This is a genomic window from Legionella donaldsonii (genome assembly GCF_900452385.1).
GTDB lineage: Bacteria > Pseudomonadota > Gammaproteobacteria > Legionellales > Legionellaceae > Tatlockia > Tatlockia donaldsonii.
The window spans coordinates 2,355,576-2,372,644 of the sequence record NZ_UGOA01000001.1 but is presented as its reverse complement, the minus strand read 5'-3'; the positions used below and the strand labels follow the sequence as shown (position 1 = coordinate 2,372,644).

Here is a 17,069-nt window from a genome sequence, read left to right as displayed (position 1 = left end):
CTAACATATTCAATGGCAATAAATCGATCGCTAAACGACCGATTATTCACTTGCTAGGGTCATTCTCATAACCCCAAACCTAGACTGGGTTATGAGAATCACTTATTGCTGAAGGGGAAATGGTATTCTCATTATCGTAATCATGTCGGTGGTCAGCTGCAATGTAAGTATACATAGTCGGCACGACAAAAAGAGTAAAACAGGTACCAACCAGTAAACCTGTTGAAATCACCAGACCAATATCAAAACGACTGACAGCCCCAGCCCCCGCTGCGATTAATAGGGGGAGGACGCCAAAGACCATGGCTGCCGTTGTCATTAAGATTGGACGCAAACGAATGGCAGCCGCTTCCTCGACTGCAGATCGACGGTCAAGATTCTTTTCTCGTTGTAATTGATTAGCAAAGTCAACAATTAAAATGCCATGCTTACTGATCAAGCCAATTAAGGTAATTAACCCAACCTGGGTGTAAATATTAATACTTGCTGCTCCCAAATTAAGAGGGATCAATGCTCCACAAATGGACATCGGGACGCTGATTAATACAATTAGTGGGTCTCTGAAACTTTCATACTGGGCTGCAAGCACCAGGAAAATAACAATGATTGCCAGGAAAAAGGCAAAAATAAGCGCGCTACCTTCCTGAATAAATTGCCTTGACTGCCCGCCATAATCATAAGTAAAACCTTTAGGTAATAACTTATCGGCTTGTTCTTTTAGAAACGCTAAACCTTGTCCAAGCGTTGTACCTGGCATCATCACTGCTTGGATAGTGGCAGCGTTTAACTGTTGGAAGTGCGTTGCGGCATTAGGTTGTACTTTTTCTTTTGGTGTAACCACAGTCGATAAGGGTACCATGATGCCATTCGCGGTACGCACAAAAATTTGTCCTAGTTGCTCGGAATTCAAGCGATAACGCCTGTCTAATTGTGGAATCACCTGATAACTACGTCCTTGCAAATTGAAATAATTAACGTAATTGCCGGAAAGGGCAGTGGTTAAACTGCTACCGATCGCCTGCATGTCCAATCCAAGATCAGAGGCTTTAGAGCGGTTAATTTGTAATTCAATTTCTGGTTGATTGAACTTAAGGCTGTTATCGATATAAATAAAAAGACCACTCTTGCGTGCCGCATCAATTAATTTGTTGGATACTTCAAAGAGTGTTTGAAAATCATTGGTAGTCTTGATTACAAACTGAATAGGAGTACCACTACCGCCGCCCGGGAGTGGAGGAGGAATAACAGCAAATGATTTAAGACCCGCCACGCTGTCCAATTTTTCTTGTAAAGGCTGTTTTAACTGAAATTGGCTGCGTTCTCGTCGATCCCAGGCTTTGAGTACCATACCGGAAATAGGTGCACTCATATTAACTGTAAAATAATGTTCGGTTTCAGGAAAACTTTTATAGATCTCATCAAAAGGTTGAGTATAGGCTTCGAGGTAATTAATCGTCGCATATTGTGGTGCTGTTGAGACGACAAAGAAGAATCCTTGGTCTTCTTCAGGGGCCGTTTCTTCTGCGGTATGGCTATAGAGATAGGGCAGCATAAGTAATACCACTGCAGCGAACAGCAAAATAATGATCCGAGTATCCAATAAGCTATGGAGAGCACGTTGATAACGGATTTTCAGGCGGTTAAATTTATCATCAAGAAAGTGAACAAAACGTCCGCTACTGATTTCTGCCGAGAGTATTTTAGAACACATCATTGGGGTCAATGTTAATGCAATAATACCAGAGATAATTACGGCACTTGCCAAGGTGAACGCAAATTCCTTAAAGAGAGCGCCAGTTAATCCTCCCATAAATCCGATAGGGGCATACACCGCTGCCAAAGTAATGGTCATGGCAATTACAGGCGTTGCAATTTCACGAGCACCGATAATTGCAGCTTGGAAAGGCGTTTTTCCTTCTTCAATGTGTCGGTGTACGTTTTCAACAACTACAATGGCATCATCAACTACGAGACCAATTGCCAGAACGAAAGCAAGCAAAGTCAGTAAATTGATGGAATAGCCTAAAAATAACATGAAGGTACAGACACCAATCAATGACAAAGGTATTGTGACTACCGGAATAATAACGGAGCGTAAAGAGCCTAAAAACAGGAAGATGACGATAATAACAATGATCGCGGCTTCAGCAATGGTTTGAATCACTTCTTCGATAGAGGCGCGAATAAAATCAGTCGCATCGTAGACAATAGTCCCTGATAAAGAAGGGGGAAATTCACGTTGAATAGAGGGCATTATTTTGCGTACATCAGTAATCACGGTCAGCGGGTTAGCAGTTGGTGTTGGTGTGATGGCGAGAAAGACAGCCTTTTTACCATTAAATCGTACCGTTGAATCATAGTTTTGCGAACCTAATTCTATTTTACCAATGTCACGCAGGCGGATAATAGAGTTCTTGTTGCTTCTGACGATTAATTGGCTGAATTCTTCAGCGTTATTTAAATCGGTTTTTGCAGTCATATTGATCGCAACATATTCACCTTTAGTATTGCCTGCCGCAGTCAGGAAATTATTACGAGCCAATACACTGGATACATCGGAGGGTGCTACATTCAAAGCAGCCATTTTGATTGGGTCGAGGAAAATCCGCATTGAGTAAGTCGCCCCACCCAGGATATCTGCTTTTGCTACGCCATCAACAGTTTGTAATTGTGGCTGTACAACACGGGTAGCGTAATCGGTAATTTGCTGCGGTGTCATATCAGGACTATCAAGGCTGATATACATTAACGGGGTTGAGGTATCCGAACTTTTAACAATAACCGGTTGCTGTGATTCAGGAGGCAATTGATTTAAGATTTGCTGCACCTTGCTCATTACATCGGTAAAGGCAACCTGGGGATTAAAATTCAATTTAATCGTTAAGGTAATTGTACTTAAGCCTTGTGTGCTGGTTGAGGTCATGTAATCGATCCCTTCCGCACTGGCAACAGCCGCTTCCAGAGGTGTCGTAATGAATCCGGCAATTAGAGCGGCATCAGCACCAGGATAAGCAGTAGTCACTGTGATAACCGTATTATCCATGCGCGGATATTGGCGAATTTGCATGGTTGAGATTGAGTTCAGGCCAAACAAAAAGATCAATAAACTAATGACTGTGGCGAGAACCGGGCGTTTAATAAATATATCTGTAAAATTCATGCGTTATCCTGGAAAAAACCTTCGTCGTTTTTGACGATATTGATCTCAGCAATGGTTAAAATAACCATCGCCTAAGGCAAATCACTTGCTGCTAAAACTGCTATTGGCCTAAATTATCAGCGTCACTGACATCATTGAGTTGTACACTGTTGTTAATGACCACAGGGGTACCATTTTGTAATTTCAATTCTCCTGAACTTACAATCAGCTGTCCCGCTTTTATTCCTTTTTTAATCACTGTGTAATTGCCGGCCTGTTCGCCTGTAGTGACAAACACACGTTGGACTCGCAAAATATCCTTGCCTTCAGCATCTTTTTTACCGTCTTTATCTTTTTCGATCACAAAAACAGAGTTGCCATACAGACTGTAAGAAATAGCTGTAGAAGGTAAAACAATCACGTCTGGAATTAAGGGTTGTTCCACGGAAACAGAGGCAAACATACCGGGAATAAAAGTGAATTGGGTAATATGATTTTTGGTGTTAAGTTCTGTGTTGCAATTGATAATTCTTTTTTCGCCAATTTTTTTGCCAAGCTTAATGAGCGTCGAATTCTCTGGATTGTCAGTTGCTGCAGCGGGGCAATTGGGCAGAGTCGCCTGGACCAGAATGTTATGAGTATTCGTATCGACCTTGGAGTTAATAGCGGTGATTTTTCCTTCAAAGATAGCATTAGGAAATTCTTCTACGTTAAATTGAATGCCTTGATTAATATGTAATCTCTTCAGCATCTGTTCAGGTAAATAAAATTCCAGGTAAAGGGGATCGAGTGATTGCAAGGTCACAATCGCGGTTTGTCCAGGTGTGATATATTGCCCTAAGTTAACTTGACGAATGCCTAATAATCCTGAAAAAGGTGCGCTAATATGCTTTTGCCTTATTTGCGCTTCAGTTTTTTCGACATTGGCCTTGGATTGTTGCAAATTGGCTGTGGCTTCATCAACACTTGAACTGGGGGTTGCCCCTCGTCTAAATAAATCAGCTTGGCGTTTATAATTGAGCTCTCTTAGAGCCAGTTCTGCCAGATTAAATTTAAGCGTGGCCTGATCAACGCTGTCATCAATATCAATCAGAGGTTTATCTTTCTCAAAATACTGGCCTGATTCAAAATGAATTTTCACCACGTTTCCAGATGCTTCAGAATTGACATCAACACCATTAATGGCGACAAAATTTCCTACTGTTGCAATACGCGGTTCCCAGCTTTTTTGGATGGCTTTGACGGAAGATACACTCACGGCAGGAGGTTCATAGTTCGCAAAGAAGCGCTTAATCATAAAGCTTTTGAAGAGGTTAAACGCAATAATGCCTCCAAATACAACGATTAAAGCAATAATCATGATCTTCATGCGTTTTTTCATCTTCATTCCTCTGAACGGGCTAATGCTTAGGAACTTCCACTAAACCTCTACCTAATTTGGGGCTTAATATACCATAACTACTTGATAGATGAAGTAAGTAACTTCGTGATGTTTTGCATTTTTCGATTACTGGGAATTGGGGCGAGCCTGGATTAGCATAAATAATTTGGTCGAATCAGAATCAACAATTGGTCATTGAACAGTCAATAGATTGCCTGAAAATAGAGCAAATTATTTTTATCATGGTCACAAAAAAATCCTATTGACTAAAGACCACTCTTTGTTAACAATTGGTCTGCACTCTATCTTAGAGTTACTTTGGAGTTAATGATGAAGCTTAAGTCACTGCTTTTTGTTAGTTGTTTAGGTTTGTTAACATCAGTTTATGCCGATAGCAATCGGCATGTTCATCCACAGGCAAATACTGGTCCTTCTGTAGAGAAAAGAGCGATGATGCCTGGCTATTGTGAAATAGAGGTATTAAACGATGGCTACGACGATATACGTGTCTATGGCAGGTTCGATGATGATACTTTATTAGAACCATTTGATATTTATCGTATGGAACGCCCTCATTATATTAGTTTGTATTATCGAGATAGGGATGGTGTAATGCGCTGCCATAGTGGCATGCGTTTAGATATTAATACCTTTAGTGGGTGGCGACTCGTAGCAAGAAGAGCTTATGTAGGCGAAACCGTTTATCCCTTTCGTGAATATCCCTTTCGTAATGGAAGAAAAGCCGAGGTGAAAGCACAGTAATTCCAAATTAATTGAAGTAGTATTTTTTTATGAGCTGTAAAATACATAGAGGGCACGATTGTAGAATCGTGCCTTTCTTTTTTTATGTTGTTATGCCTAAGAGGTTTTTATGAAACGTTTGTTAGCGTTACTGGCTTTATTACCATCACTGGGTTCATGTACATTGGAGAACGATTACTATTACTATGATCGTTATTATGAGCCGGCGCCAAGGCCTTTTTACCATCATTCTGCACCAGCCCCTCGTGCCTATCATCATTATCATCATCACGAAAACAGGGAGTCACATTACCACGGGCATGGCTCGGTGATGCCTGAGTCAAGAGTACACGAACATCCTGGCAACTATGGAAATGGCTATGTTTATGGTCATGATAGTGTGGAGGAAGGTCATATGCATGGTCATGACTAGTTCACTGTGCTGTGATATTCTTGGATAATTTCATTCCAAGAGAGCAGTATGTTAAGGATAATGGGTGAAATCCTACTGGTTTTTTCACTGCTAATCATGGTTGCTTGCTCTGCTACGCCAATGAGCGAAAGTACAGGACAGTACCTTGATAGTGCAGCGGTTACTGCAAAGGTTAAGACGGAATTGGTTGATAAATTAGGAACAAAAGGGTTCGCGATTACAGTCAGAACCTATAAGGGTGAAGTGCAATTGAGTGGTATTGTAAATAGCCCCATAACCAAGCAGCGTGCTGCTGCGATCGCAGCGAATATTGATGGAGTCAGGCGAGTACGTAATTCTCTCTTGGTTGAATAACGAGAATTAATGGCTAATGTAAGTAGGAGCTACAAACCTGGCTGAGTAGCTATTATAATTATTTAATTATCGTCTGGATAGGGAATGTCTTTCCTACCTCCGTGCTTTAAGCAATTAGCCGAGGTCATGTGAAGTTACGTTTAATTACCGACAGGGTTAAGGATTGCTAATGTTTGATAAAAATTACACGATTGCCGGGTTTGATGAGGTGCTGTGGCAAGCAATTGCATCAGAGCGTCAGCGCCAGGAAGATCATATCGAGCTTATTGCCTCGGAAAATTATGCCAGTCCACGGGTCCTGGAAGCACAGGGTTCAGTATTGACCAACAAATATGCTGAAGGCTATCCCGGTAAACGCTATTATGGTGGTTGCGAATATGTGGATATTGCAGAAAACCTCGCCATTAGCCGCGCCAAGCAATTGTTTGGTGCTGACTATGTAAACGTACAGCCGCATTCAGGTTCACAAGCTAATGCCGCAGTAATGATGGCGTTGCTTTCGCCTGGCGATGTCATTCTGGGGATGGCTCTACCGCATGGCGGTCATTTGACTCATGGCTCTAAAGTTAATTTTTCCGGCAAACTCTATGAAGCAATAGGCTATGGATTGGAGCCTGAGACGGGTCTCATCAATTATGACGCCTTGGAAGAGTTGGCAGTGACTCATCGTCCGAAAATGATTATCGCTGGTTTTTCTGCTTATTCGCAGGTGCTTGATTGGGCAAGGTTCCGGTCTATTGCTGATAAAGTAGGCGCTTATTTAATGGCTGATATGGCGCATGTGGCTGGTTTGGTAGCTGTTGGCCTTTATCCTTCGCCCCTGCCTTACGCGGATGTGGTTACTACGACGACCCATAAAACGTTGCGTGGCCCACGTGGCGGGTTGATTCTGGCTCGTGCCAATGAAGAAATTGAAAAGAAATTAAATTCGTCAGTATTTCCTGGTATGCAGGGTGGCCCTTTAATGCATGTTATTGCAGCCAAAGCGGTGGCTTTTGCTGAAGCCCTGCAACCCGAATTTAAGCACTATCAACAACAAGTTTTATTGAATGCAAAAGTGATGGCTGAGGTGCTTAAAGGCCGAGGATATCCTATTGTTTCGGGTGGTACAGAAAATCATCTGTTACTGGTTGATTTGATCACTAAAAATATTACCGGCAAAGAGGCTGATGCTGCCTTGGGACGGGCTAATATCACGGTCAATAAGAATTCTGTACCTAATGATCCACGTTCGCCTTTTGTAACGAGTGGTCTGCGTTTAGGCACTCCAGCAATAACAACACGTGGATTTAAAGAAAAAGAGGTGAATATTTTGAGTAATTGGATAGCAGACGTGCTTGATGATTTGAATAATGAAGCAATGATTGCGCGTGTAAAAATGCAAGTCTTGCAGTTGTGCCATGAATTTCCGGTATATCGTTAATTATGCATTGTCCATTTTGTCATGCAGAAGACACCAAGGTAGTGGATTCACGCCTGGTTGCAGAAGGAGCGCAAGTACGAAGAAGGCGACAATGTCTTCTTTGTCACGAACGTTTTACTACCTTTGAATCAGCCGAATTGATAATGCCCTCGATCATCAAACGAGATGGCCGGCGTGAACCATTTAATATTAATAACTTGAAAGCTGGTATGTTGCGGGCTTTGGAGAAGAGGCCTGTTAGCGTTGATGCGCTTGAAGAAGCTATCGTAACCATTATGCAGGAAATTCGCCGTAGCGGGGAGCGAGAAATCGATTCTCGTGAGGTGGGCGAATTGGTTATGAAGCAATTGTATCGTCTTGATCATGTTGCTTATGTGCGCTTTGCATCGGTTTATAAACGCTTTAAAGATGTTAGTGATTTCAGACAAACTATCGATCAAATGAAAGATGATAGAACTTCATGAGGTAATTGTGGAAAAACAATCAATTAGGGGCAAAAGACGTGCACGAAAACTTGCCCTGCAAGCGCTTTATCAGTGGTTAATGTCTAGCCATGAATTATTCGAAATAGAAGCTCAGTTTCGTGTTGCAAATAATATGGATAAAGTTGATAGTGAGTATTTCAACCGTTTACTTTATGGTGTCCCAGAGCAGGTGAAGCTCCTGGAAGAAAATCTGATGCCATTTTTGGATAGATCGATTGAGAGTTTAAATCCCATTGAATTAACTGTATTACGTTTAGGGGCCTTTGAACTGTTGTTCTGCCCTGAGATTCCGTATCGTGTTGTACTGGATGAATCAATATCGCTGGCGAAAGAATTTGGTTCCCAGGATGGCCACCGTTATGTTAATGGCGTACTGAATAATCTGGCGCGACAAGTACGAAAAATTGAAATCAGCCTTCATAATGAATGAATTTTCATTAATCGATGTTTTTTTTAAAAATCCTGCCAGCACTCGCGCCGATGTCGTATTGGGTATCGGTGATGATGCCGCTTGCCTGAATGTACCTCCTGCCCATCAATTGTTAGTGAGCACTGATACTTTAGTGGCTGATGTACATTTTTTGCGTAGCTGGGATGCGTATGACATTGCCTATAAAGCAGTCATGGTTAATGTCAGTGATATAGCCGCAATGGCAGCCAGGCCTTGCTGGATAAGTTTGGCACTGACTATTCCGGAGCTTAATCCTGCTTGGTTGCAGCGTTTTTCCCAAGGATTGCACGCTTCCTTAAAGCAATTTGATATCGCTTTAATTGGTGGTGATACAACGCGTGGTCCTTTAAGCTTAACACTCACTATTCATGGTTTGGTGCCGACTGGAAAAGCGGTTAGGCGCTCTGGGGCTCAACCAGGGGATAAAATCTATGTGAGTGGTGAATTAGGTGCTGCTGCTCTTGCAGTGGCTTTTTTGCAGCGAAATGATCTTCCTGAAGCTGATAAGCGTGCGTTGATGTTAAAATTGCAACATCCTCAGCCACGTGTTGATCTAGCCGATATTTTGCAAAACAGCGCTTCGGCAGCAATCGATATTTCCGATGGTTTAAGTGCAGATCTTAATCATATTTGTGTTGCTAGTGGCGTTGGGGCTTCCTTATCGTTATCTGCTATTCCTGTTCATTCTTTGGTCCACGAATATCAAGGGGAAAATGCAGTTAATTTTGCGCTTACAGGAGGGGATGATTATGAGTTATGCTTTACCGTTGCACCACAAAAGGAAGAGCAGTTACTCGCTTTGTTTGCCAAGGCGGGGTTGCGCTGTTACCAAATTGGAGTCATAGAAGAAAAAAATGGTCTGCGTGCCAGGACAGAAGAGGGTGATCTGCTGTCTCTTACACCAAGTGGTTATAGCCATTTTTAAAAGATATAAACCGGGTTTATTCAAGCAAACTTGATTAAGGAGTGCGAATGAATACAGTAAAATTGTCCAATAAGGTATGGCAGGATCCCGCTTATTTTATTGCTTTTGGTTTTGGTAGTGGGTTGATGCCGGTTGCTCCGGGAACTTGGGGTACTCTCGCTGCTATACCTGTTTATTTGTTGCTTGCTGGACAGCCTCTCATCGTTTATTTGCTAATGACTATTCTCGCGTTTTTATTAGGTGTTTGGGTTAGTGATAAAGTCTCACAAGAAATGGGAGTCCACGACTATTCTGGTATTGTATGGGATGAAGTTGTAGGGTATTTGCTTACCATGACAATGGCCCCCGTAGGATGGGGGTGGATGATCATCGGTTTTTTCTTATTCCGTATTTTTGATATCTGGAAACCACAACCGATTCGTAGCATCGATAAGCAGGTTCACGGTGGTATAGGAATCATGTTAGATGATGTGTTGGCGGCTATTCCCGCCTGGTTGTTAATGCAATTGCTTGCTTGGGGATTTGCAAAATGAATGAAAACCATAAGGAATTAATCAGTATGGGGTTGACTGTTGGTATAGTCCTGCTGGCCCTATTTATCATTCATCACTTTATTCCGTCTATGATTTGGGCAGCTATTATTGTCATTGCGACTTATCCTTTATATCGCCGTTGGCGAGAATTTTTTGCTAATCATGATAACCTGGCTGCTTTGCTGTTTACTATAATTTTGAGTTTGATATTTATATTACCTCTAAGTTGGTTAGTCAGTATTTTGGTGAAAGAATTACAAATATTCATTAATTACTTACAGCTGATAAATCGCGAAGGAGGGCAGGCTCCGGAATTTATAAAACAAGTCCCAATTATAGGTAATGAGCTTGTAACTTACTGGGATGCTAATATTAGCAAACCAGGCAATGTCAGATCGTTCTTATCCAATCTTCATCTGCCTTTAACGTCCGCCAGTTATTATATTAAGCAGGTAGGAGTCAATCTTGCTCATCGCGGTTTTCAGCTAGGTTTTACACTCTTAACCTTATTTTTCTTTTATCGCGATGGCGATAAATTATTTCAACAAATCAATCATATCGGTGAATTTTGTTTGGGATCCCGTTGGTTTCGCTATGCTGATCGTTTACCCTCAGCGTTAAGAGCGACAGTCAATGGCACGATTGTGGTAGGTTTAGGGGTTGGTGTGTTAATGGGTTTTTGTTATTTTTTGGTTGATTTCCCTGCTCCAACCCTAACCGGTTTTATAACAGCATTTGCTGCTATGATCCCCTTTGTTGTTCCCTTTGTGTTTGTCGTTGTTGCTTTGATTTTATTATCCTACGGCAGCATGATAGGCGCTATTATTGTCTTGGTATGGGGAACCATCGTGATGTTTGTTGCCGATCATTTTATAAAGCCGGTTTTAATAGGTGGTGCGATCCAACTACCTTTTCTTGCTGTTTTGTTTGGTATTTTAGGCGGTGTCGAAACGTTGGGATTGCTTGGTTTATTTGTTGGGCCAATCATAATGGTGCTCTTTGTGACGCTTTGGGAAGAGCCGCAAGGCTTTGTAAAGTTGGTAATAAATGAGTAAAAATAGAGCAATATATTGAAAAAATAATCAATGTATGGCATGATAAAAATTCAGATTGAGGACTTGTAATTTAATTATTTGACCCAATTTGTTCTGCCGTGAAGTTTTTCAAATGACCCGAAGTCATGAAGTTAGGGGATATTTATGAACAAAAGTTGGCCAACCAGAGAGAAAGATATCTATACTGCTCAGCGTATCATGGAGGAGTATGCGAACGAGCAAAATAGTGATTCATTGGGGTTATTCGAATTAGTCGTCAATCAGGAAGAAAAGCGTATGGATTTTCGTTTATCCTCTTGGGTTTTAACGCTGGCAGAGCATTTCAAATCACTCTACGGAGCCAGTCAAGGTGATTTCGTGACTCGCCGAGTGATTAGTCATTGCATCACTAAAGGTGAAACCTTGCATTAATCACTACCCTATTTGCCTTGGTAAGTGTTCACGGCGCATGACATTCTTTGATAACGGAAAGCACTGTCGCCATTGCGAACAAAGTGAAGCAATCCAGTTTCAAATCTTCAATGTAGTATCGTTCTGGATTGTTTCGCCAAGTCCCGTAACGACGAAATATACCTATCCCGTGAACGCTTATGTGTTGTTAGATTGGATTGCAAGCAGTCATTTTTAACCGCAAGGCAATAGTTCTATTAAAAATGAGCAATGTATTTCTGATAGTTCAGTTTAAATTCATCACTGTTTTGGTATTGAAGTAACGCTTTATTAATAACCTGTAATAAATCAGGTTCCCCACGGTTAACAGCAATACCCAAACCAAACCCATAAATAAACGGTTCGCCGACCACAGTGAGAGTCCCTGAGGATTGTGATTGCCAGTATAAGGCTGTAGGCTCATCCATGAGAGCAAAATCTATATCCCCTTCTTCCAATGCTTCTATCATGGAGTCCAAGCGGTCAAATTTAACGCTCTTTACATTGGCGATTCCCAAGGTTTTTACTACTTCGGGGAAAATGGTTCCTTCAGAAACGCCTACAGTCTGGTTAGTCAACAATTGCAGGCGAAAAGTTTGGCCAATCCATTTTTTAGGGCCTAAGAAGCGCGCATAACTTAATAAATAAGGAAGGGAGAAATTAACTCGAGATGCCCGTTCCGCCGTGATAATAATTGCACTTACTCCAACATCAGCTTTTCTTGTTTCTATAGTGGCAAAAATGTCTTCAAAGGGCACTGGTACAAATTGGCAGGTACGCTCCATAATGCGACAAAGGCTTTGCATCATTGCTATGTCAAAGCCATACAGTTGATTATTAGCGCTTTCCATAACAAAAGGGGGGGCAAACGTATCAACTGCGACTCTAAGGGGTTCGCCTTGGGCATGAAGAGGTGAACTGATACCGATTACCAGGGCTAAAACAAGGCCAATTATTTTCATCAGTTTAATCAAATTACTAATTTATAGTATTTATAGAGTATAGCCTGCCAGCTTATTTTTAAATAGGCCTCTTGCCAAACTCTACTGTGGCGGAAAATTGCTTCATCGATAAGGGCTTCAATCCACAAGTGCTTTCGAGTGTCCACTCCGGTTCTGCGTCTCTTCGTGTTTTCTTCGTCACAGCGGGTTTTGAAAATGCTCTAAAGGAATAGATGGTTGAGTTTCTTTTTTCTTTGATTAAGCAACATTCAGGCAACTTGTATTTTTATCAATTATTTCCACAAGCCAACCGATGGTAGAAATCATCGCGTGTTTGTTTTTTATTTCCAGCTTGGATAGTCTTGGATATGCTTTTTATTATTAATAGGTCAAATGCAGCCAGTGGACGAACTTCCAATTCTTTTACAGTCAAGGAATTCCTTTTATCTAAAACACTTTGCAGCCCTTAAGCATCCGGTGGCTGAGGCACTGCAGAGGCTTTTGTTGGTTAGTGATTATGCTTGCCGACAGGTAGACATTTTGAACCAATTGCTGCAACAAGATGATTGTCAACAGCCTTTAACCCGTGAAGATTACTTTATGCAGGTGAGTCAACTGAGCGGGCAATCGTTTATTCCTTTTGCTCGTGCTTTACGCCAATTTCGCCATAGTCATTTTTTGCGTCTGCTACTACGTGAAATCGCAGGTTTAGCTAATACCGAAGAAACAATGCTGTCCTGGTCTGATTGCGCCGATGCAATGATTAGGCACGGTCTTGCTTTTTGCCAGCAGGAATTGATAGCACGTTATGGAAGTCCGTCTGACGAGACTGGCCTTCCAACCCAACTTTATGTACTTGCTATGGGGAAACTTGGCGGCCGCGAGCTTAACTATTCCTCCGATATTGATTTGATTTTTGCTTTTTCTGCTACTGGTTATACCAATGGCCAGGAGCGATTGAGTAATGAGCAGTATTACACGAGGGTAGTACAGCGTTTTATACAGCTGTTACAAAATGTGACTGCTGATGGTTTTGTTTTTCGGGTCGATTTACGTTTACGGCCTAACGGGGAGAGTGGGGCTTTGGTGAGTAGTCTTGCAGCTATGGAAACTTATTACCAGGAACAGGGGAGAGATTGGGAACGGTATGCAATGGTTAAAGCACGTTTGATTAGTATAAATCCCGATGAACAATCATGGATTCACCGTTTGATAACCCCTTTCGTTTATAGACGCTATGTGGATTTTAGTGTCATTGAGTCTTTACGCAGCATGAAAGCAATGATTGAACGGGAAGTACAATTAAATCCTGCTCTAAACGATATTAAACGCGGTTTTGGGGGGATTCGCGAAGTAGAATTTATTATTCAAAATATCCAGTTAATTCGTGGTGGTAGATTGCCCCATTTACGTCAACAAGGTGCTATGGCCGCGCTTGATGCTTTAAAACAAGAGGGATTATTGGCTCGTACAGCGGCATTAAAACAAGCTTATCTCTTTTTAAGAAAGTTGGAGAATTGCCTGCAAAGTCAAAATGACCAACAAACCCATTCTTTACCTGTGGATGCAGTAAAGCAAGCGCAAATTGCGTTAGCGATGGGGTACAGTAATTGGGATGATTTGTTGACAAAGTTACATCAATACCAACGAATCATCAGTGCCGCTTTTCATGCAGTCCTTCATAAGGTAGATACGGATGAAGATCAACATCGCCTTCTTGCTAACCAATTAACCAGTTTATGGCAGGGACATATTGAAAATTCAATGGCTATTAATTTGTTAGCAAGTCTTGGTTTTCAACACGCTGAACGCTGTTATCAAATGATTCATGCCTTTAGGCATGCACCACGTTGTAGACGCTTAACTCAAGCGGCAAGAATGCGGCTTGATCGTTTCATGGTTTTGTTGCTAAGTGAGTTAACCCAGGTTAGCGAAACAGATACCGTTTTACTGCAGGTTTTGCATTTATTGGAGAATATTGTTGGCCGTAGTGCCTATCTCGCATTGTTAACCGAGAACCCACAGGTACTAAAAGAATTATTGTATTGGTTTGCCAATAGCCCTTTTATTACTTCTTTATTGGTTGGTCAGCCATTTTTACTTGAAGTACTCTTGGATCCAGAACAGACTTGGCATCCTCTATCACGTAAGCAATTACAGGAGACATTGAGAAATCAGTTAGCACACTGTGGTGATAATGAATTACAGGAAGAAGTTCTACGCCAGTTTAAATTGGTTAATTGGCTTGCTGCGGCGCGTGCCGAAATGGACGGTTGCTATGACGCGGTACGTATCGGTCGTTTTTTGGCGGATGTTGCCGAAGTAATTGTTGTTGAAGTTTTAACAATTGCTTGCCAGCAGTTAAGCAGCCGTTACCCACAAATAAGGCAGATTAAATCCCGTTTTGCCATTATTGCTTATGGCAAGTTAGGCAGTCGAGAAATGAATTACAATTCCGATTTGGATTTGGTTTTTATTCATGCTGCCTATCCTGAAGAAGAGAGTTTGGTGACTCGTTTAACTCAGAAGATTTTGCATATGCTGACTACGCGCTCACAAGCAGGTATCTTATATGAAGTTGATACTCGTTTGCGTCCTTCCGGAGCAGCTGGACTGTTGGTTAGTCCTATTGAAGCGTTTGTCGATTATCAATGTACTCAAGCCTGGACTTGGGAACATCAGGCTTTATTGCGGGCTCGGGTGTTGTCAGGAAACCAACCTATACGTTCGGTATTTAAGCAGTTAAAGATTGATGTATTATTTTTGCCGAGAGTTAAACAAACTATTCGCGATGACGTATTGGCAATGCGTGCAAAAATTCAGAAACATGTTGATGCTGATGAAATTAAGCATACAGCGGGTGGCTTGCTTGATCTGGAGTTTTTAGTGCAGTTTTTAGTATTGACCAATCCTGCTCAAAGTTTGGTACAACATACTCATACTTTAAGTTGGCTAAGAACATTATTTAAGGAAGGTAAATTAAATAAAACACAATTTGGCCAATTAAAGCGAGCGTATAAATATTATCATCATTTGTTGCATCAACATGTCCTTCAACCTGGATTAGCAGGTAATAAATCTTATCAGGCTGAAGTATCAGAGCTTAGCCAACGGTTTTATCTGTATTAGCCACAGGAAGATTGAATGATTGATCCAAAATAATTATCTCCCTTAAGCTCTTCCCGGGATTTTTATCAATTAATTTAACAATTCCTCACCACCTACCCTATATTAATATTTCTTTAAGCATCCTTGAGTATAATTGTTGACTTAATTGATTAAATGGTAAAATAATGACTAATCAGTCCCCAGATAATACAATCCAAAGCGCTAGCTATAGCCAATGTGCTTATAATATGACAACTACTTTGGCTGCTATTGCTGGCCCCGCTCTAATTGCGTATTTTGCAGCGCCTTATTTAGCTTTAGCAACCAGAGCAATTTTCCCCGCTGCTTATGCGTTAGTCATTGGGCCGCCTAGCACCATTGGGTATTACTCTACTTACATACCTGCTCGCGAATACGCTTGTACAATGGTATATAATAACTCGCATATTATTGTAGGGACTGCCTCTGCAACTGTACAAGCAGCAAAAAAAATTGTAAGCAGCATCGCCAATTGTAGTGCGGGATTTTTCGCTTCGTCTAAGTCTTCCAAAGAACCATCCATTCAGCAAGATATAGAAACTGGTATTGCTTTAAATTAAGAGCTTAGATAAATAAGTGTAACCTGGTTGCAAGCAACCAGGTTACGACATACAGTGCTGGATACTCACATCAATAAAATCAATTTTATCTAAAAAGGGTTCACTAACTTCATTAGGCTCTTTATTATCCTATGGCATCATAGCTTTACCCGTTTAGGTTCATTATTACAGCAGCTTTTACTTAAATGTGACTTTCTCAATTTTTCCAGGTTTATTTTTAGGACTGTTATCGGACGATGCAATAAAAAGGGTTTGATTATCTTGTCCGCCAAGGACACAATCAAATGGGTGAAAACGGGTTTTTATAACTGTTAAGCAATTTCTATTGGAATCAATGCATAGCACCTCCTTTTTTCCTGGCGATGCAATCCATACAGCATTCAGCTTTTCATCAAAGCAAATTCCATCAGGATAATGGCGGTTTAAATTTTCTGGTACGCCATGCTCATCGAAGCTCACTTCAAAACCTAGATTATCAAATTTGATCCATGGTCTTTGATTGATCAAAGTATTATCTGTGTGAATATCAAAAATGGATACAGTAGCTGAAAATGTCTCTGCTACTATCAAATGTTTACCATCGGGCGTTATCAAAATACCATTCGGATAGCCAATATTGGACGCTGCTATTTTAATATCACGTTCTTTTGTGATCATTAGAATATTTGATTTAACTGGTTTTACTTTGTGTTGTGGATAAAAACCTGAGGCACTCACATAAATGATATCATTTTGAGAAACAGTAAAATCATGGCAATAACCTGGCGTGGCTATCTCAAGTGATTTAAAAATAGATAAAAAATTATCTTTATATTGCAACAACTCTCTCTTTTTCAGCGAGGTTATTAACAGACTATTATCCGATAACCAACCTAATCCGGCAGGAGAAGCAACAGAAATTTTTGTGATTAATTGACCTGTTGCAGAAAAACAATATACGGTATTGCCCCCTAAATCACAGAACCATAAATTATTATTATGCCATCTTAAACCTTCAGTAAATTGAAAACCATCGAGAAAAATTTCTGTATTAAATATGTCCATGTTATATCCTAAACAGATTTTACCTGTG

The 17,069-nt window shown here is 41.0% G+C and carries 16 protein-coding genes; 12 read left to right on the top strand and 4 right to left on the bottom strand.

Features of this window, described 5'->3' with window-relative positions; genetic code table 11:
* Window positions 1-79: 79 nt before the first annotated feature.
* Both DYC89_RS10730 and DYC89_RS10725 read right to left on the bottom strand, forming a co-directional pair.
* A complete protein-coding gene (locus DYC89_RS10730; protein WP_115221779.1) occupies window positions 80-3,160 on the bottom strand; it encodes an efflux RND transporter permease subunit in 3,081 nt (1,026 codons plus the stop codon).
* A 100-nt stretch (window positions 3,161-3,260) separates the two neighbouring features.
* Window positions 3,261-4,520 (bottom strand): efflux RND transporter periplasmic adaptor subunit, encoded by a 1,260-nt coding sequence (locus DYC89_RS10725; protein WP_115221778.1) that lies wholly within the window; start codon window positions 4,518-4,520, stop codon window positions 3,261-3,263.
* Between the two features lie 330 nt (window positions 4,521-4,850).
* Here DYC89_RS10725 and DYC89_RS10720 point away from each other — a divergent pair, with 330 nt between their 5' ends.
* The 10 genes from DYC89_RS10720 (at window position 4,851) to DYC89_RS10675 (ending at window position 11,331) form a co-directional block, all read left to right on the top strand.
* On the top strand, window positions 4,851-5,282 hold the full coding sequence (locus DYC89_RS10720; RefSeq protein ID WP_115221777.1) for a hypothetical protein: 432 nt from the start codon (window positions 4,851-4,853) through the stop codon (window positions 5,280-5,282).
* Window positions 5,283-5,391: 109 nt separating this feature from the next.
* On the top strand, window positions 5,392-5,694 hold the full coding sequence (locus DYC89_RS10715) for a hypothetical protein (RefSeq protein WP_115221776.1): 303 nt from the start codon (window positions 5,392-5,394) through the stop codon (window positions 5,692-5,694).
* Between the two features lie 48 nt (window positions 5,695-5,742).
* Complete coding sequence (locus DYC89_RS10710; protein WP_245953983.1) at window positions 5,743-6,048, top strand: BON domain-containing protein; 306 nt, start codon at window positions 5,743-5,745, stop codon at window positions 6,046-6,048.
* 169 nt (window positions 6,049-6,217) lie between these two features.
* A complete protein-coding gene (gene glyA / locus DYC89_RS10705; RefSeq protein WP_115221774.1) occupies window positions 6,218-7,471 on the top strand; it encodes a serine hydroxymethyltransferase in 1,254 nt (417 codons plus the stop codon).
* 2 nt (window positions 7,472-7,473) lie between these two features.
* Window positions 7,474-7,935, top strand: a complete 462-nt coding sequence (gene nrdR, locus DYC89_RS10700; protein ID WP_058443286.1) for a transcriptional regulator NrdR — start codon at window positions 7,474-7,476, stop codon at window positions 7,933-7,935.
* A gap of 7 nt (window positions 7,936-7,942) precedes the next feature.
* Entirely contained in the window at window positions 7,943-8,386 is a 444-nt protein-coding gene (gene nusB, locus DYC89_RS10695) for a transcription antitermination factor NusB (protein ID WP_115222736.1), read from the top strand.
* Window positions 8,379-9,332 carry a thiamine-phosphate kinase gene (thiL, locus tag DYC89_RS10690; RefSeq protein WP_115221773.1) on the top strand — a complete coding sequence of 318 codons (954 nt, stop codon included), beginning with the start codon at window positions 8,379-8,381 and terminating at the stop codon, window positions 9,330-9,332. The genes nusB and thiL overlap by 8 nt, the downstream gene beginning before the upstream one ends.
* Window positions 9,333-9,379: 47 nt before the next feature.
* Window positions 9,380-9,865: a phosphatidylglycerophosphatase A family protein gene (locus tag DYC89_RS10685; RefSeq protein WP_115221772.1), complete on the top strand. Its 486-nt coding sequence runs from the start codon at window positions 9,380-9,382 to the stop codon at window positions 9,863-9,865.
* Complete coding sequence (locus tag DYC89_RS10680; protein ID WP_115221771.1) at window positions 9,862-10,920, top strand: AI-2E family transporter; 1,059 nt, start codon at window positions 9,862-9,864, stop codon at window positions 10,918-10,920. Before DYC89_RS10685 ends, DYC89_RS10680 begins: the two co-directional genes overlap by 4 nt.
* A gap of 144 nt (window positions 10,921-11,064) precedes the next feature.
* On the top strand, window positions 11,065-11,331 hold the full coding sequence (locus tag DYC89_RS10675; RefSeq protein ID WP_115221770.1) for a hypothetical protein: 267 nt from the start codon (window positions 11,065-11,067) through the stop codon (window positions 11,329-11,331).
* 236 nt (window positions 11,332-11,567) lie between these two features.
* Here DYC89_RS10675 and DYC89_RS10670 read toward each other — a convergent pair whose 3' ends face one another.
* The gene (locus tag DYC89_RS10670) at window positions 11,568-12,311 is read right to left on the bottom strand and encodes a transporter substrate-binding domain-containing protein (protein WP_115221769.1); all 744 of its coding nucleotides are present in this window, start codon (window positions 12,309-12,311) and stop codon (window positions 11,568-11,570) included.
* 372 nt (window positions 12,312-12,683) lie between these two features.
* Here DYC89_RS10670 and glnE point away from each other — a divergent pair, with 372 nt between their 5' ends.
* Window positions 12,684-15,419 carry a bifunctional [glutamate--ammonia ligase]-adenylyl-L-tyrosine phosphorylase/[glutamate--ammonia-ligase] adenylyltransferase gene (glnE, locus tag DYC89_RS10665; protein ID WP_115221768.1) on the top strand — a complete coding sequence of 912 codons (2,736 nt, stop codon included), beginning with the start codon at window positions 12,684-12,686 and terminating at the stop codon, window positions 15,417-15,419.
* 164 nt (window positions 15,420-15,583) lie between these two features.
* A complete protein-coding gene (locus DYC89_RS10660) occupies window positions 15,584-15,997 on the top strand; it encodes a hypothetical protein (protein WP_115221767.1) in 414 nt (137 codons plus the stop codon).
* Between the two features lie 177 nt (window positions 15,998-16,174).
* On the opposite strand, the gene DYC89_RS10655 is transcribed toward DYC89_RS10660, so the two are convergent.
* Window positions 16,175-17,041 (bottom strand): SMP-30/gluconolactonase/LRE family protein, encoded by an 867-nt coding sequence (locus DYC89_RS10655; protein WP_115221766.1) that lies wholly within the window; start codon window positions 17,039-17,041, stop codon window positions 16,175-16,177.
* Window positions 17,042-17,069 lie beyond the last annotated feature (28 nt).

Coding starts and splice junctions, on each gene's coding strand:
- DYC89_RS10730 (WP_115221779.1), bottom strand. CDS start 3,160: ATGAATTTTACAGATATATTTATTAAACGCCCGGTTCTCGCCACAGTC.
- DYC89_RS10725 (WP_115221778.1), bottom strand. CDS start 4,520: ATGAAAAAACGCATGAAGATCATGATTATTGCTTTAATCGTTGTATTT.
- DYC89_RS10720 (WP_115221777.1), top strand. CDS start 4,851: ATGAAGCTTAAGTCACTGCTTTTTGTTAGTTGTTTAGGTTTGTTAACA.
- DYC89_RS10715 (WP_115221776.1), top strand. CDS start 5,392: ATGAAACGTTTGTTAGCGTTACTGGCTTTATTACCATCACTGGGTTCA.
- DYC89_RS10710 (WP_245953983.1), top strand. CDS start 5,743: ATGTTAAGGATAATGGGTGAAATCCTACTGGTTTTTTCACTGCTAATC.
- glyA (WP_115221774.1), top strand. CDS start 6,218: ATGTTTGATAAAAATTACACGATTGCCGGGTTTGATGAGGTGCTGTGG.
- nrdR (WP_058443286.1), top strand. CDS start 7,474: ATGCATTGTCCATTTTGTCATGCAGAAGACACCAAGGTAGTGGATTCA.
- thiL (WP_115221773.1), top strand. CDS start 8,379: ATGAATGAATTTTCATTAATCGATGTTTTTTTTAAAAATCCTGCCAGC.
- DYC89_RS10685 (WP_115221772.1), top strand. CDS start 9,380: ATGAATACAGTAAAATTGTCCAATAAGGTATGGCAGGATCCCGCTTAT.
- DYC89_RS10680 (WP_115221771.1), top strand. CDS start 9,862: ATGAATGAAAACCATAAGGAATTAATCAGTATGGGGTTGACTGTTGGT.
- DYC89_RS10675 (WP_115221770.1), top strand. CDS start 11,065: ATGAACAAAAGTTGGCCAACCAGAGAGAAAGATATCTATACTGCTCAG.
- DYC89_RS10670 (WP_115221769.1), bottom strand. CDS start 12,311: ATGAAAATAATTGGCCTTGTTTTAGCCCTGGTAATCGGTATCAGTTCA.
- glnE (WP_115221768.1), top strand. CDS start 12,684: ATGCAGCCAGTGGACGAACTTCCAATTCTTTTACAGTCAAGGAATTCC.
- DYC89_RS10660 (WP_115221767.1), top strand. CDS start 15,584: ATGACTAATCAGTCCCCAGATAATACAATCCAAAGCGCTAGCTATAGC.
- DYC89_RS10655 (WP_115221766.1), bottom strand. CDS start 17,041: ATGGACATATTTAATACAGAAATTTTTCTCGATGGTTTTCAATTTACT.